Annotated in this window: 14 protein-coding genes; 3 read left to right on the plus strand and 11 right to left on the minus strand. The window is 71.9% G+C overall.

Going from position 1 to position 15,027, the window contains the following annotated elements; all coding sequences use genetic code 11:
* Positions 1-25 precede the first annotated feature (25 nt).
* From ACIGXJ_RS00775 to uvrC, 10 genes are all read right to left on the minus strand, one after another.
* Positions 26-1,012, minus strand: a complete 987-nt coding sequence (locus tag ACIGXJ_RS00775; protein ID WP_399639697.1) for a hypothetical protein — start codon at positions 1,010-1,012, stop codon at positions 26-28.
* 102 nt (positions 1,013-1,114) lie between these two features.
* Positions 1,115-1,402, minus strand: a complete 288-nt coding sequence (locus tag ACIGXJ_RS00780) for an RNA polymerase-binding protein RbpA (RefSeq protein WP_019885342.1) — start codon at positions 1,400-1,402, stop codon at positions 1,115-1,117.
* 258 nt (positions 1,403-1,660) lie between these two features.
* Positions 1,661-1,897, minus strand: a complete 237-nt coding sequence (gene secG, locus ACIGXJ_RS00785; RefSeq protein WP_094052663.1) for a preprotein translocase subunit SecG — start codon at positions 1,895-1,897, stop codon at positions 1,661-1,663.
* A 108-nt stretch (positions 1,898-2,005) separates the two neighbouring features.
* Complete coding sequence (tpiA, locus tag ACIGXJ_RS00790; protein WP_399639702.1) at positions 2,006-2,782, minus strand: triose-phosphate isomerase; 777 nt, start codon at positions 2,780-2,782, stop codon at positions 2,006-2,008.
* Positions 2,783-2,787: 5 nt separating this feature from the next.
* The gene (locus ACIGXJ_RS00795; protein ID WP_399639704.1) at positions 2,788-3,999 is read right to left on the minus strand and encodes a phosphoglycerate kinase; all 1,212 of its coding nucleotides are present in this window, start codon (positions 3,997-3,999) and stop codon (positions 2,788-2,790) included.
* Between the two features lie 173 nt (positions 4,000-4,172).
* Positions 4,173-5,180 (minus strand): type I glyceraldehyde-3-phosphate dehydrogenase, encoded by a 1,008-nt coding sequence (gene gap / locus ACIGXJ_RS00800; protein ID WP_399639707.1) that lies wholly within the window; start codon positions 5,178-5,180, stop codon positions 4,173-4,175.
* Positions 5,181-5,567: 387 nt separating this feature from the next.
* Positions 5,568-6,557 (minus strand): DNA-binding protein WhiA, encoded by a 990-nt coding sequence (gene whiA, locus ACIGXJ_RS00805; protein ID WP_388383635.1) that lies wholly within the window; start codon positions 6,555-6,557, stop codon positions 5,568-5,570.
* Positions 6,548-7,615, minus strand: a complete 1,068-nt coding sequence (yvcK, locus tag ACIGXJ_RS00810) for a uridine diphosphate-N-acetylglucosamine-binding protein YvcK (RefSeq protein ID WP_399639710.1) — start codon at positions 7,613-7,615, stop codon at positions 6,548-6,550. The genes whiA and yvcK overlap by 10 nt, the downstream gene beginning before the upstream one ends.
* A complete protein-coding gene (rapZ, locus tag ACIGXJ_RS00815; RefSeq protein ID WP_399639712.1) occupies positions 7,612-8,631 on the minus strand; it encodes an RNase adapter RapZ in 1,020 nt (339 codons plus the stop codon). Before rapZ ends, yvcK begins: the two co-directional genes overlap by 4 nt.
* The gene (gene uvrC, locus ACIGXJ_RS00820; RefSeq protein WP_399639716.1) at positions 8,628-10,712 is read right to left on the minus strand and encodes an excinuclease ABC subunit UvrC; all 2,085 of its coding nucleotides are present in this window, start codon (positions 10,710-10,712) and stop codon (positions 8,628-8,630) included. Before uvrC ends, rapZ begins: the two co-directional genes overlap by 4 nt.
* Positions 10,713-11,311: 599 nt before the next feature.
* On the opposite strand from uvrC, the gene ACIGXJ_RS00825 reads away from it, so the two are divergent.
* Entirely contained in the window at positions 11,312-12,259 is a 948-nt protein-coding gene (locus ACIGXJ_RS00825; RefSeq protein WP_399639718.1) for a hypothetical protein, read from the plus strand.
* A gap of 17 nt (positions 12,260-12,276) precedes the next feature.
* On the opposite strand, the gene ACIGXJ_RS00830 is transcribed toward ACIGXJ_RS00825, so the two are convergent.
* Positions 12,277-12,705: a Rieske (2Fe-2S) protein gene (locus tag ACIGXJ_RS00830; protein WP_399639721.1), complete on the minus strand. Its 429-nt coding sequence runs from the start codon at positions 12,703-12,705 to the stop codon at positions 12,277-12,279.
* 282 nt (positions 12,706-12,987) lie between these two features.
* Here ACIGXJ_RS00830 and ACIGXJ_RS00835 point away from each other — a divergent pair, with 282 nt between their 5' ends.
* Both ACIGXJ_RS00835 and ACIGXJ_RS00840 read left to right on the plus strand, forming a co-directional pair.
* Complete coding sequence (locus ACIGXJ_RS00835) at positions 12,988-14,067, plus strand: LacI family DNA-binding transcriptional regulator (RefSeq protein ID WP_399639723.1); 1,080 nt, start codon at positions 12,988-12,990, stop codon at positions 14,065-14,067.
* On the plus strand, positions 14,064-14,981 hold the full coding sequence (locus tag ACIGXJ_RS00840; protein WP_399639726.1) for a carbohydrate kinase: 918 nt from the start codon (positions 14,064-14,066) through the stop codon (positions 14,979-14,981). Before ACIGXJ_RS00835 ends, ACIGXJ_RS00840 begins: the two co-directional genes overlap by 4 nt.
* The last annotated feature ends 46 nt before the right edge of the window (positions 14,982-15,027 follow it).

Raw genomic sequence — 15,027 nt, forward strand, 5'->3', positions numbered from 1 at the left:
CGGCAGGGGGCCGGGGGGGACCGCCTCAGGAACCGTGGGGCCCCGGTGCGTAGGGGTTCCCGTACGGGGCGCCCGGGGGCGGCGCGTACGGGTGCCCGTACGGGGTGCCCTGCGGGTGTGCGTAGGGGTTGCCCTGGGGCGGGATGTACGGGTTCCCCTGCGGGGGGCCGTACGGGTTCCCGTGCGGGTGTCCGTAGGGGTTGCCCTGCTGCGGGGCGTACGGCGGGGCCGTCGGCGGCATCGGCGGGGGCGGGCCCGGGATGTGCGGGAGGGTCGCCGGGTGGGCGCCCAGGCGGATGCCGTAGCGGCTCCTCAGCCGGCGCATCTCCAGCCAGGCGATGGCCGTGACGGTCACCGGCGCGCCGAGGATGAACACGATGCCCATCGCGAGGCCGAGGCCGTGCAGGTCGCCGCCGACGAGGTCGAACAGGGCCATCAGCCAGGACGTGACCGAGGCGAGCAGCGGCGGCAGACAGCGGTGCACGACGGCCGTGCCGAAGAAGTTGCCGGTGATCCGGATGGCGCCGGCGATCGCGAACACGGTTCCCCACAGCGCCGCGAGCATGAACGGCAGCCGGACGAACGGCGAGAACGAGTTCGTCGAGTAGAACAGCGCGACCGTGCCGATCACGGAGCCGACGAACAGCAGGAGCAGCTTGAGGGCGTTCATCAGCGGCACCTTGAGCTGCCCGACCGTGCCGCCGCCGGAGCGCCGCCACACCCAGAGCATGACGCCGACGGTCAGCGGGGTGAGGAGCAGCAGCACCAGGGACGCGGTCGCCGCGTTGTCGAGCACCTCGGTGAAGGCGAAGCCGCCCTCCACATAGGTGTACACGCCGAGGGCGGCGACGGCTCCGGCGATGACCCTCAGGCGCTTGAGCAGTTCCACCGACGGATCCACCGAGTCGGGGATCCAGGCCGGGTGGAACATCACCCAGGCCACTTTGTGCGGTTTGAGGAAGGACTTGGCGGTGAGTTCGCCGCCGGTCCAGGTCCGCTGAGGCGTTGTCAAGTCGCACACTCCCCCGAGTGATCGTGTTCATGATCGCCGGAGGAGTCTAGCCGGACGTCGGCAGGTCAACTGACGGGCGGCTGGGCCGAGATGGGCCGGACGCTAGATCTCGCCGCGGAGCTTGGCGAGGGCCTCGGCCAGGATCGCCTCGCCGTCGGCGTCACTGCGCCGCTCCCGCACGTACGCCAGATGCGTCTTGTACGGCTCGGTACGGGGCGGAGCCGGTGGGTTGTCCCGGTCCTGTCCCGCCGGGAACCCGCAGCGCGGGCAGTCCCAGGTGTCGGGCACCTGCGCGTCGCTGGCGAAGCTGGGCTGCGTCTCGTGCCCGTTGGAGCACCAGAAGGAGATGCGCAGACGCGGCGCGGACTCGCCGCGCTCGGCCTCGCCCATCGGCCCCGCCCCGACCCGGCTTCCTCGGATCGCGTTGCCACTTGCCACGGTGTAACTCCCTGCGTGATGGTGCCGCGAAGCGAGTCGGCGTGTCGCTTCGTTGCGAGCGCCTCAGTCTACGTAAGGCCCAACGCGCGTCCAGTGATTGGAGTTACAGCTCCCACATCTAGACGCAAGCCCCATGATAGGCCGCGCTCTTCAGCGCGTACCGAACATGGGGCCTTACGTACCGGATTGTGCTGGCGTGCGAGCCGTAGGTCAGTTGTTCACCTTCATCAGGATGCCGAGCACGACAATGCACGCGAACCACAGCAGACCGATCACCACGGTGATGCGGTCGAGGTTGCGCTCGGCGACCGAGGAGCCGCCGACGGAGGACTGCATGCCGCCGCCGAACATGTCGGAGAGGCCGCCGCCCTTCCCCTTGTGCATCAGCACCAGCAGCATCAGCAGCAGGCTGAAGACGATCAGGGCGATGGAGAACCCCAGAACCACAGCTGGACCAACTTCCTCGGATACGGATGGACGACGCGGGGCCCAGCGACTGTGCTGGACCCCGCAAGGGTACGACGGATCGTCGCTACGGCATACTCACCGGTCGCGTCACTGGTCGCGGAAGCGGACGATCTTGACGAACTCGTCGGCGTCCAGGGACGCGCCGCCGACGAGGGCGCCGTCGATGTCGGCCTGCGCCATGATCTCGGCGACGTTGCCGGCCTTGACCGAGCCGCCGTACTGGATGCGGACCTTGTCGGCCAGCTCCTGGCCGTACAGCTCGGCGAGCTTGCCGCGGATCGCCGCGCAGACCTCCTGCGCGTCCTCGGCGCCGCAGACCTTGCCGGTGCCGATGGCCCACACGGGCTCGTAGGCGATCACGACGGTCTCGGCCTGCTCGGCCGGGAGGTCCTTCAGACCGCCCTCGACCTGGGCGAGGGTGTGGGAGACGTGGTTGCCCGCCTCGCGGACCTCCAGCTCCTCGCCGACGCACAGGATCGGGGTCAGGCCGTGCTTGTAGGCGGCCTTGACCTTGGCGTTGACGATCTCGTCGGTCTCGGCGTGGTACTGGCGGCGCTCGGAGTGGCCGACCGCCACGTAGGTGCACTTCAGCTTGGCCAGCATCGGGCCGGAGATCTCGCCGGTGTAGGCGCCGGAGTCGTGCGCCGAGATGTCCTGGGCGCCGTACTTGATCTTCAGTTTGTCGCCGTCGACCAGCGTCTGCACGGAGCGCAGGTCGGTGAACGGCGGCAGGACCGCGACCTCAACGGCGTCGTAGTCCTTGTCCGCGAGGGCGAAAGCGAGCTTCTGGACGTGGGCGATGGCCTCGAGGTGGTTGAGGTTCATCTTCCAGTTGCCCGCCATCAGCGGCGTGCGCGTGCTCATTGAGGTCAGTCCTCCAGTGCGGCGAGGCCGGGGAGCGTCTTGCCCTCGAGGTACTCGAGGGAGGCGCCGCCGCCGGTCGAGATGTGGCCGAACGCCTTCTCGTCGAAGCCCAGGGTACGGACGGCGGCGGCGGAGTCGCCGCCGCCCACCACGGTGAAGCCCTTGGAGTCGACGAGGGCCTGGGCGACCGCCTTGGTGCCCTCGGCGTAGTCGGGGTGCTCGAAGACGCCCATGGGGCCGTTCCAGAAGACGGTGGCCGCGTCGGCGAGCTTCGAGGCGTACAGCTTGCGGGTCTCCGGACCGATGTCCAGGCCCTCCTGGTCGGCCGGGATGGCGTCCGCGGCGACGGTGGTGGGGTGGGTGGGCGCCTTGGCCTTGAGGTCCGGGAACTCCGTGGAGACCAGGACGTCCACCGGCAGCACGAGTTCGACGCCGTTCTTCTCGGCGCGCTCCATGTACTCCTTGACGACCGGGACCTGGTCCTCCTGAAGGAGGGAGATACCGACCTCGTGGCCCTGGGCCTTGAGGAAGGTGTAGGCCATGCCGCCGCCGATGAGGAGGCGGTCGGCCTTGCCGAGGAGCTGGTCGATGACGGCCAGCTTGTCGGACACCTTGGCGCCGCCGAGGACGACGACGTAGGGCCGCTGGACGTCCTCGGTGAGCTTCTTCAGGACGCCGACCTCGGTGGCGATGAGGTGGCCCGCGTAGTGCGGGAGCTTCTTCGGCAGGTCGTACACCGAGGCGTGCTTGCGGTGGACCGCGCCGAAGCCGTCACCGACGTACACGTCGGCGAGGGCGGCGAGCCGGTCCGCGAAGGCGGCGCGCTCGGTGTCGTCCTTGCTGGTCTCGCCCGCGTTGAAGCGCAGGTTCTCGATGACGGCGACCTGGCCGTCGGCGAGGCCCGCCACCGTGGACTCGGCCGACTCGCCGACCGTGTCGGTGGCGAAGGCGACGTCAGCGCCGAGGAGTTCACCGAGGCGCGCGGCCGCGGGGGCGAGCGAGAAGGCCGGGTCCGGGGCGCCCTTGGGGCGGCCCAGGTGCGAGGCGACGACGACCCGCGCGCCCGCGTCGGCGAGGGCCTTCACGGTGGGCAGCACGGCGCGGATGCGGCCGTCGTCGGTGATGGTGGTGCCGTCCAGCGGCACGTTGAGGTCGGCGCGGACGAAGACCCGCTTGCCCGTGACCCCTTCGGCGAGGAGTTCGTCGATCGTCTTCATGTCAGGGGACTCCCGAGGAGGTTCGTTCTGCTCGTGACCGGATGGCTCATGACCGGTGACCAGGCCCGATCCTAGAGAGGAGGGCCGGTCGTGACGTGAGTCAGGGCCCGGGCCGCGCGTCCCTGCGCCTGGCCCGGGCCCTGCTCTCGCTTCAAGCTGCCTGCTTCAGCCGATCAGAGCTGGTCGCCGACGAAGACCGTGAGGTCGACGAGGCGGTTGGAGTAGCCCCACTCGTTGTCGTACCAGCCGAGGACCTTCACCGACCTGCCCTCCTGGACCATGGTCAGGGAGGAGTCGAAGGTGCAGGACGACGGGTCGCTGACGATGTCCGAGGAGACGATCTCGTCCTCGGTGTAGGACAGGTAGCCCTGCAGCTCGCCCTCGGCGGCCTTCTTGAAGGCCGCGTTGACCTCGTCCTTGGTGACCTCGCGCGACAGCTCCACCACGAGGTCGGTGGCCGAGCCGGTCGGGACCGGGACGCGCATGGCGATGCCGTCCAGCTTGCCCTTGAGCTGCGGCAGGACCAGCGCGGTGGCCTTGGCGGCACCGGTGGTGGTCGGGATGATGTTCTCGGCGGCGGCACGCGCCCGGCGCAGGTCCTTGTGCGGGAAGTCCAGGATGCGCTGGTCGTTGGTGTACGCGTGGACCGTCGTCATCAGGCCCTTGACGATGCCGAAGTTCTCGTCGAGGACCTTCGCCATCGGCGCCACACAGTTGGTGGTGCAGGAGGCGTTGGAGATGACGTGGTGGTTCGCCGGGTCGTACTTGTCCTGGTTGACGCCCATGACGATGGTGATGTCCTCGTCCTTGGCCGGAGCCGAGATGAGGACCTTCTTGGCGCCACCGGCGATGTGCTTGGCGGCGTCTTCCTTCTTGGTGAAGATGCCGGTCGACTCGATGACGATGTCGACGCCCAGCTCGCCCCACGGGATGTCGGCCGGGTTGCGCTCGGAGAGCACCTTGATGGTGTGGCCGCCCACGGTGATGGTGTCGGCGGTGTGCGTGACCTCCTGCTTCAGGCGGCCCAGGATGGTGTCGTACTTCAGCAGGTGAGCCGTGGTCGCGGTGTCACCCAGGTCGTTGACAGCCACGACCTCGATGTCAGCACCCTGCTCCAGGAGCGCGCGGAAGTAGTTACGCCCGATGCGGCCGAAGCCGTTGATGCCTACGCGGATCGTCACGAACCGATCTCCTCGTTGGTACGCCGGCGATGCGGTGCCGGCGAGCTCTATTTGGGATGTCCCCGACCGCCTACGACCCTACCTCCCTGAAGCGCCGGAGGTGACATCGAGACGGCCCATACACGGCACTGCCATCCTTACCCGCCAGTAGGGGTACGGACCGCCCCGAGAGGAAACTCCTCGTCCCTCGAATTGACTATGGAAAGTCAAGGCCCGTATCACTCCTCGGAACGGCCTGGCGGGGCGGCGGCGAGTGTCAGGCTCGTGTCGGTGATCGCGTGCGTCAAGAGCGCCTCCCGGACACACGAACGCCGGTGCCGAGGCCCAACGGGGCTTTGGCACCGGCGTGTTGGCGTCCGGGCCAGGGCCTGTCCGACAGGCCCTGGGTCAGCCGACGAGGTTGTCCGCCAGGTCCTCGGAGAGGTTGGCCTCCGTGCCCGGGATGCCCAGGTCGGAGGCGCGCTTGTCGGCCATGGCGAGCAGCCGGCGGATGCGGCCGGCGACGGCGTCCTTGGTCAGCGGCGGGTCGGCGAGCGCGCCCAGCTCCTCCAGGGAGGCCTGCTTGTGCTCCATGCGCAGCCGGCCGGCCGCTGCGAGGTGCTCGGGTACCTCGTCGCCGAGGATCTCCAGCGCGCGCTGCACCCGGGCACCGGCGGCGACCGCCGCGCGGGCGGAGCGGCGCAGGTTGGCGTCGTCGAAGTTGGCGAGACGGTTCGCCGTGGCCCGCACCTCGCGGCGCATCCGGCGCTCCTCCCAGGCCAGCACCGACTCATGGGCGCCGAGCCGGGTGAGCAGCGCTCCGATCGCGTCGCCGTCGCGGACGACGACCCGGTCCACGCCCCGCACCTCACGGGCCTTGGCGGCGATCGACAGCCGGCGCGCGGCGCCGACCAGCGCGAGCGCGGCCTCCGGGCCGGGGCAGGTCACCTCCAGGGAGGAGGAGCGGCCGGGTTCGGTGAGCGAGCCGTGCGCGAGGAAGGCACCGCGCCAGGCGGCCTCGGCGTCGCAGGTGGCGCCGGAGACGACCTGCGGGGGCAGACCGCGGATCGGACGGCCGCGCCCGTCGACCAGGCCGGTCTGGCGGGCCAGTTGGTCACCGCCGGCGACGACTCTGACGACGTAGCGTGAACCGCGGCGCAGACCGCCCGGCGCCATCACGATCAGCTCGGAGCTGTGCCCGAAGATCTCCAGGATGTCCCGCTTGAGCCGGCGGGCCGCCATCGCGGTGTCCAGCTCCGCCTCGATCACGATGCGCCCGCTGACCAGATGGAGGCCGCCGGCGAACCGCAGAATGGCGGAGACCTCCGCCTTCCTGCAGCAGGTCCGGGTGACGGGGAGCCGGGAGATCTCGTCCTTCACCGCTGCCGTCATCGCCATGGGCCGATCCTTCCATGCATCCGAAAAATACGGTCGTACGCGGCGGCCAGGAGCTCCGCGTCGTGCCGCGGGGTCCCGTCGGGCCGGGCCACCGGCGCCAGCTCGACCGCGGCCCCGAACCGCTTGGCGGCGTCGGTCAGCGAGTCGCGGTCGGGCACGGCGGCCACGTCGGCCAGCACCACGTCCAGGGCGAGTTTAGGGGCGTGTCGTCCCAAAACCTCCAAATGACGCTGCGGGGAGAAGCCGTCGGTTTCCCCGGGCTGCGGGGCGAGGTTCAGCGAGAGTACCCGGCGCGCCTTGGTCTCGGTGAGGGCGTCGAGGAGCTCGGGCACGAGCAGGTGCGGGATGACCGAGGAGAACCAGGAGCCCGGGCCGAGGACGACCCAGTCGGCGTCCAGGACGGCCGCGACGGCCTCCGGGACGGCGGGCGGGTCGTGCGGCACGAGGTGCACGGACTGGACCTCGCCCGGGGTGAGGGCGACGGTGGCCTGGCCGCGGACGGTGTCCACGTCGTCCGGGCGGTCCGGGTCGTGCCCCTTGACCAGCGCCTGGAGCTCCAGCGGCACGGCCGACATCGGCAGCACACGCCCGTGCGCGCCGAGCAGCTTGCCGACCAGGTCGAGGGCCTGGACGTGGTCGCCGAGCTGCTCCCACAGGGCGACGATCAGCAGATTGCCGACCGCGTGGTCGTGCAGGTCGCCCTTGGAGTGGAAGCGGTGCTGGATGACGCGGGCCCAGGTCTGGCCCCAGTCGTCGTCGCCGCACAGCGCGGCCAGCGCCTTGCGCAGATCGCCGGGCGGCAGCACGCCCAGCTCGTCGCGCAGGCGCCCGCTGGAGCCGCCGTCGTCGGCGACGGTGACCACGGCCGTGAGGTCGCCGGTGATCCGGCGCAGCGCGGCGAGCGAGGCGGACAGGCCCCTGCCGCCGCCGAGGGCGACCACCTTGGGCTGGGTGCCGCGGCGGCGCGCTCGGCCACCGCGGGCCTCGACCGGCCGGCCCGCCCGCGCCTCGGGCACCGCCCGGCGCAGACGGCCCAGCCGCGGAGTACGTCCCGTCATTCCCGTCCCATGTCCCGGTGCACGACCACCGTCTCCACGCCCTCCGCCGCGAGGCGCGCGGCGAGCTTCTCCGACACGGCCACCGAGCGGTGCTTGCCGCCCGTACAGCCGATGGCGATGGTCACGTACCGCTTGCCCTCGCGCCGGTAGCCGGCCGCGATCAGCCGCAGCAGCTCGGCGTAGCGGTCGAGGAACTCCTTGGCGCCGGGCTGGTTGAAGACGTACGCCGCGACCTCGTCGTTCAGGCCGGTGTACGGGCGCAGCTCCGGGACCCAGTGCGGGTTGGGCAGGAAGCGCATGTCGGCGACGAGGTCGGCGTCGACCGGCAGGCCGTACTTGAAGCCGAACGACATCACGGTGGCCCGCAGCTCGGGCTCCTCCTCGCCGGCGAACTGGGCGTCCATCTTGGCGCGCAGCTCGTGGACGTTGAGGCTGGAGGTGTCGATCACCAGGTCGGCGTCGCCGCGCAGCTCGCGCAGCAGCTCGCGCTCGGCGGCGATGCCGTCGACGATGCGGCCGTCGCCCTGCAGCGGGTGCGGGCGGCGCACCGACTCGAAGCGGCGCACCAGCGCCTCGTCGGAGGACTCCAGGAAGACGATCCGCCGGGTGACGTGCTTGGCCTCCAGGTCCGCGAGGGATTCGCGCAGATTGTCGAAGAAGCGCCGGCCGCGCACGTCGACGACGACCGCGATCCGCGCCACGTTGCCCTGGGAGCGCGCGCCCAGCTCCACCATGGTGGGGATCAGGGCGGGCGGGAGGTTGTCGACGACGAACCAGCCGAGGTCCTCCAGGCACTTCGCGGCCGTGGAGCGGCCCGCTCCGGACATGCCGGAGATGATCACCAGCTCGGGGATGGCGGCGTCGGGGATCCCGGGGCCCGCGATGTCCTGGCTCACCTGTGCTCCGTTGTCGGGGAGTGCCTGCCGGTCCTCGGCGGCCTCCTGGTGCTCGCGGCCCGACACGGACCGCGGTTCCTGCTCATGATCGCCTGTCGGCTGCGTCTCGTGATCGGTCATGTCTCCTGCCCCCGTCGCTCGTCCGGGGCGCCCATGGCTACGGGCTCCCCCGGGGTGTCCGCCGTCGTCTCGTCCACCCCGTCCTCCATGTCTTCCATGATCTCTCCAGTGGCCGTGTTCACGGCGGGCGCGGCCGGGGCCGCCTGGGCGAGGGCCACGGCGATCGTCTCGGCCGTTTTACGGCCGATGCCCGGTACCTCACAGATCTGGTCGATTGTCGCGGATCGCAGCTTCTTCACCGAACCGAAGTGCTTGATCAGCGCCTGCTTGCGGGTCTCGCCGAGCCCCGGTACGTCGTCCAGGGGGCCCGCACGGAACCGCTTGGCGCGCTTGGTGCGCTGGTAGGTGATCGCAAAGCGGTGGGCCTCGTCACGGACCCGCTGCAGCAGATACAGGCCCTCACTCGTGCGGGGCAGCACCACCGGGTCGTCCTCGCCGGGCAGCCAGACCTCCTCCAGCCGCTTGGCCAGGCCGCACACCGCGATGTCGTCGATGCCGAGTTCGTCCAGCGCGCGCCGGGCGGCGGCGACCTGGGGCCGGCCGCCGTCGACGACGACGAGCTGGGGCGGGTAGGCGAACTTCTTGGGGCGGCCGTCGTCCTCGGTGAGGGTGCTGAGGGAGACCTCCCCCTCCTCCGGCTCGGCGACGGCGTCCGCGGCCTCGGCCCACTCCCCGGTGCGCTCCTTCTCCGCGAGGTAGCGCCGGAAGCGGCGGGTGATCACCTCGTGCATGGAGCGGACGTCGTCCTGCCCGGCGAAGCCCTTGATCTGGAAGCGGCGGTACTCGCTCTTGCGCCCGAGTCCGTCCTCGAAGACGACCATGGAGGCCACGACGTCGTCGCCCTGGAGGTGCGAGATGTCGTAGCACTCGATGCGCAGGGGGGCGCTGTCCAGGTCGAGGGCGTCGGCGATCTCCTCCAGGGCGCGCGAGCGGGTGGTGAGGTCGGAGGCGCGCTTGGTCTTGTGCAGGGCGAGCGCCTGGAGGGCGTTGCGCTGCACGGTCTCCATCAGGGCCTTCTTGTCGCCGCGCTGCGGGATGCGCAGCGAGACGGCCGAACCGCGCCGCTCGGTGAGCCACTGCTGGACCGGCTCCACCGGCTCGGGCAGGGCCGGGACGAGGACCTCCTTGGGGACGCTGTCGCCTGTCTCCTCGCCGTAGAGCTGCTGCAGGGCGTGCTCGACGAGGGCGCCGGTGGTGATCTCCTCGACCTTGTCGGTGACCCAGCCGCGCTGGCCGCGCACCCGCCCGCCGCGGACGTGGAAGATCTGGACGGCCGCCTCCAGCTCGTCCTCGGCGACCGCGATCAGGTCGGCGTCGGTGGCGTCGGCCAGCACGACGGCGTTCTTCTCCATGGCCTTGCGCAGGGCCCCTATGTCGTCGCGCAGCCGGGCGGCCCGCTCGTACTCCATGTCCTCGGCCGCCTCCATCATCTGCTTCTCCAGACGGCGGAGGTAGGTGCCGGTGCGGCCGGTCATGAAGTCGCAGAACTCGTCGGCCAGTTCCCAGTGGTCCTCTGGCGGGATACGGCCGACGCACGGGGCCGCGCACTTGCCGATGTAGCCCAGCAGACAGGGCCGGCCGGTGCGGGCGGCGTTCTTGAAGACACCGGCCGAGCAGGTGCGCACCGGGAAGACGCGCAGCAGCAGGTCGACGGTGTCCCGGATCGCCCACGCGTGCGCGTACGGCCCGAAGTAGCGGACGCCCTTCTTCTTGTGGCCGCGCATGACCTGGACGCGGGGGAACTCCTCGTTCATCGTCACCGCGAGGTACGGGTAGCTCTTGTCGTCGCGGTACTTGACGTTGAACCGGGGGTCGTACTCCTTGATCCAGGAGTACTCCAGCTGCAGCGCCTCGACCTCCGTGGACACCACGGTCCACTCCACGGACGCGGCCGTGGTGACCATGGTCCGGGTGCGCGGGTGCAGGTTCGCCAGGTCCTGGAAGTAGTTCGCCAGGCGCTGGCGCAGGCTCTTCGCCTTTCCGACGTAGATCACCCGGCGGTGCTCGTCACGGAACCTGTACACCCCCGGGGAGTCCGGGATCTCACCCGGCCTGGGGCGGTAGCTGGAGGGGTCGGCCATGTCTCACACCCTACTGGCGAGCAGTGACAGTCCGGCGGGCCTGTGGACAGCGGGGGGGGACGGCGGGTGGTGGACGCGGGGACGGCGACGGACGGTGGACGGCGAGGGGGCGACGGGGGACGGCGGTCAGCGGGGGGTGACAGGGGTGGGGGACGAGCGCGGGAGACCGGCGGCCGGAGAGAGAGGGCGGACGCCGGCCGCCGGAGTCCGCCCCGGTGGCCGGACGCCGAGCTCCAGGCCCCGCCGCCCACGACCGGCCACCGGACTCGGGGCCCGCCCCCGCGGTACGCCCCCCCACGGCCGCCGCAGGCCCCTCTCCCGTGGCACCTGCGAAAGTCGGCCATCCCCGCCGGCCCTCCTCAATCGGCCGGTCCCCGTGCCGACTTGGACCCTCGCCCCACCGCGTGGCGCGGAGTACGCCGCAGTCCGGCCCGTGGTGTTGTCGGGACTAGGTCAACACGCTTCAATGCGGGGGAACTCGGGGCCGTGCACGACGGCGCACGGACGTGACCCATCCCCCGCCGCCGACGGGGTGGCCCCGGCAGCACCCGCGTGAACGGTCTGACCAGCCGTTGTGAACCACACAGAAAGGCCCCTGCATGCCGCACGCCACACAGCACGCGGACGTCGCCACCGCGCAACTGGACACGGCTCTGCGCGGCGGCCCCTTCCACGTCGCCCTGCGCGCCGCCATCGCCGCCCGCGGTCTGCCGCTGCAACGCGTGCAGCACCATCTCTCGCGCCACGGTGTGAAGGTCGGCGTCACCAGCCTCAGCTACTGGCAGCAGGGCGCCCGCCGGCCGCAGCGCCCCGAGTCCCTTCGTGCGGTGCGCGCGCTGGAGGAGATACTCCAGCTGCCGGACGAGTCGCTGATCCGCCTCCTCGCCAAGGCCGACGACGGCCCCCCGGGACAGCACCCCGCCGCCCGCTCCTACCGCTCGCTGGTCGAGGCCTCGGGCGTCCTGGAGCGCCTGCTGCTCGAACTGGAGTCCCCACGCGACGGCGGGCTGCACATGCTCGGCCATCACGAACAGGTCCGCGTCGGGGCGCACCGGGAGCTGCTCGGCCGCGAGTCGCACCACATCGTGCGCGCCCACAAGGACGGGGTCGACCGTTTCGTCGCCGTCCACCACGGCGACCCCGGGTGCGTGCCCGAGCGCATGTCCGTGCACGCGCTGGAGAACTGCCGCACGGGACGCGTCCGCCGGCATCACGAGACCGGCATCGTCGTCGCCGAGCTGCTCTTCGACACCCGCCTGCGCGCGGGAGACACCTTCCTCTTCCGCTACGCCGTCGAGGACGGCACGGCCGGCGTCTCCTACGAGTGCGTGCGCGGCTTCGGCCCGCCGGGCGGCCAGTACGTGCTCCAGGTGCGGTTCGACGAGCACGCCCTGCCGCTGCACTGCCACCGCTTCACCCAGCACTCGGCGGCGGCCCCCCGCAGCGGGCGCCAGGCCCTCCCCCTCACAGCCCGCCACCACACCGTCCACCTCGTCGAGCCCCGCGTACGCTCCGGGATCGTGGGGATCGGCTGGGACTGGGACTGAGGGCGCTGGACTGGGGCTCAGGCCTTCGGGCCCGCCACCACCCTGCCGTTCTCCACCCGCACCGGCAGCTCGCTCAGCGGTGTCGTCGCAGGGCGTTGCAGCACCTCGCCGGTCGTCGCGTCGAACCTGCTGCCGTGACAGGGGCAGATCAGGGTCGTCCCCTCCAGGGCGTTGATGGGGCAGCCGCCGTGGGTGCAGATCGTGCTGTACGCCTTCAGCGAGCCGTCCGCGGCCCGGCTGACCACCACGTTGTTCTCCTGGTCCAGGTGCGCGCCGCCCTCGGCGACCTCGCCCTCGGCGCCGAGGTCCACCGGAGCCGTGGGCGCCCCGGACGCCGACCCCGCTCCCCCGCCGGGCGCGCACGCGGCGAGCCCGAGCCCCACGGCAGGGGTGAGCGCCGCTCCGCGCAGGACGGTACGGCGGCTGGCGGAGGGTCGGCCGGACATGCGGGGCTCCACGGGTCTGGGGGCGGCGGGCGCTGGGCGATGCACCGGGCGGCGCCGGGGTGAGTGGGCCGGGCGCGGTGCGGGACGGACGCGAGGATACCGGGGCCGGTGCGGTGCGGGACGGACGCCGAGGATACCGGGGCCGGTGCGGTGAGGATCGGGCCGGGGGCTCACCGGGCGCCCACGGGCACCCTCCGGACGTAAACGTTTGCGCAAGCGTTTACGCGGCACCACCGCATGCGCTACCTTCCCGCGCAGGCCCTGTCCAGGAAGGGGTGCGCCATGCCGACCATGGCCGACGTCGCCCGGCACGCCGGCGTCTCGGTGGCGACCGTCTCGCACGTGCTCAACGACACCCGGCCCGTGCTGCCCCACACCCGTCAGGCCGTCCTCGACGCGGTCGAGCGGCTCGGGTACACGCCGAACACGCTCGCCCGCTCCCTGGTGACCTCCCGCACCCGCTCGATCGGCCTCGCGGTGTCGGCGATCAGCAACCCGTACTTCACCGAGATCCTCCAGGGCGTCGAGGCGGGCGCCCTGGAACACGGCTACAGCCTCCTCATCGCCGACCCGCACGACGACCCCGAGCATGAGCGCAAGGTCGTCCAGCTGCTGCACGAGCGGCGGGTGGACGGCATGATCGTCGCGCCCTCCGCCGACCCGCGCGCCCTCGTCGCCTACCTGCGCCGGCACGCCGTACCCGCGGTGTTCCTCGACCGGCTGGTCGACACGTGCGGAGAGGACGACCCGCCCTTCGACCAGGTGTGCGCCGAGAGCGCCGGGCCGGTGGCGGAGCTGGTCACGCACCTCGCCGGTCTCGGTCACCGCCGTATCGCGCTGGTCGCCGGGCTGGCCGGGCTCAGCACCACCAGCGAGCGGATCACCGGCTACCGGCACGGACTCGCGGCTGCCGGGCTCCCCTACGACGAGCGGCTCGTGGTCCACGGCGACTCCGCCGCCGCCGGGGGCGAACGGGCCACCGCCGCGCTGCTCTCCCTCGCCGCGACGCCGACCGCGCTCGTCACCGCCAACAACGCGATGACCATCGGCGCACTGCGCGCCCTGCGCGACCGCGGGCTGTCGGTGCCCGATGACATGGCCCTGTGCTGCTTCGACGACTTCGCCTGGGCGGACCTGTTCTCGCCCCGGCTCACCGCGATCGCCCAGCCCAGCAAGGAGATCGGCGCCCAGGCGGTCCGTGTCCTGCTGGACCGGCTCGCCGCACCGGAGCTGCCCGCCCGGACCGTGCGGCTCCCCTGCGCCTTCGTGCACCGCACCTCGTGCGGCTGCCCGGAACAGACACCTCGGCACCCCGAGCACCCCGAGCACCCCGAGCACCCCGCGAAAGGAACCCCCTCGTGATCGTCGTCGCCGGTGAGGCCCTGATCGACCTGGTACCGCAGGGCCCCGGTGCCCTCGCCGACCTGCGGCCCGCCCTCGGCGGCGGCCCGTACAACACGGCTGTGGCGCTCGGCCGTCTCGGCTCCCCCACCGCCTTCTGCTCGCGTACCTCGCGGGACGCCTTCGGCGAGGCGCTGCTCGACGGGCTGCGGCGGGCCGGGGTGGACGTCTCGGGCGTCCAGCGCGGCCCGGAGCCGACCACGCTCGCCGTCGCCACGATCGGGGACGGCGGTTCGGCCGCGTACTCGTTCTACGTCGACGGCACCGCCGACCGTCTCTTCACCGCGCCCGCCGCACTGCCCGCCGGAACCCGCGCGGTGTCCTTCGGGACCTGCTCGCTGGTGCTGGAGCCGGGGGCCAGCGCGTACGAGGAGCTGATGCGGACGGCGGCCGCGCAGGGCGTGTTCACGGCCCTGGACCCCAACGTCCGGCCCGGGCTGATCCCTGACGCGGACGCCTACCGGGCCCGCTTCAGGAGCTGGCTGCCGTCGGTGTCGCTGCTGAAGATGTCCGAGGAGGACGCCCGCTGGCTGGGCGGCGACCCGAAGGAGTGGCTCGCCGCCGGGCCGTCGGCCGTGGTGATCACCCATGGCGGCGACGGGCTGAGCGCCTTCACCCGGGACGGCGGTGTGCACACCGTGCCGGGCGAACCGGTCGACGTCGTGGACACCATCGGCGCCGGGGACACGGTGAACGCGGCGCTGCTGCACGGCCTCGCCGTACGGGACGCCCTGTCCCCCGAGGCACTCGACGGGCTCGGCCCGGCCGGCTGGAGCGAGCTGCTGCGGTTCGCGGCCCGCGCGGCGGCCGTGACCTGCTCGCGTGCCGGGGCGGAACCGCCGTACGCCCATGAGCTGGCGGACGCGCGGTTCTGAGCCCGTCCGTCCCCTACCGGGCCGACCGCACGACCGCACCGACCGG

Source organism: Streptomyces sp. NPDC053367 (genome assembly GCF_044545925.1).
GTDB lineage: Bacteria > Actinomycetota > Actinomycetes > Streptomycetales > Streptomycetaceae > Streptomyces.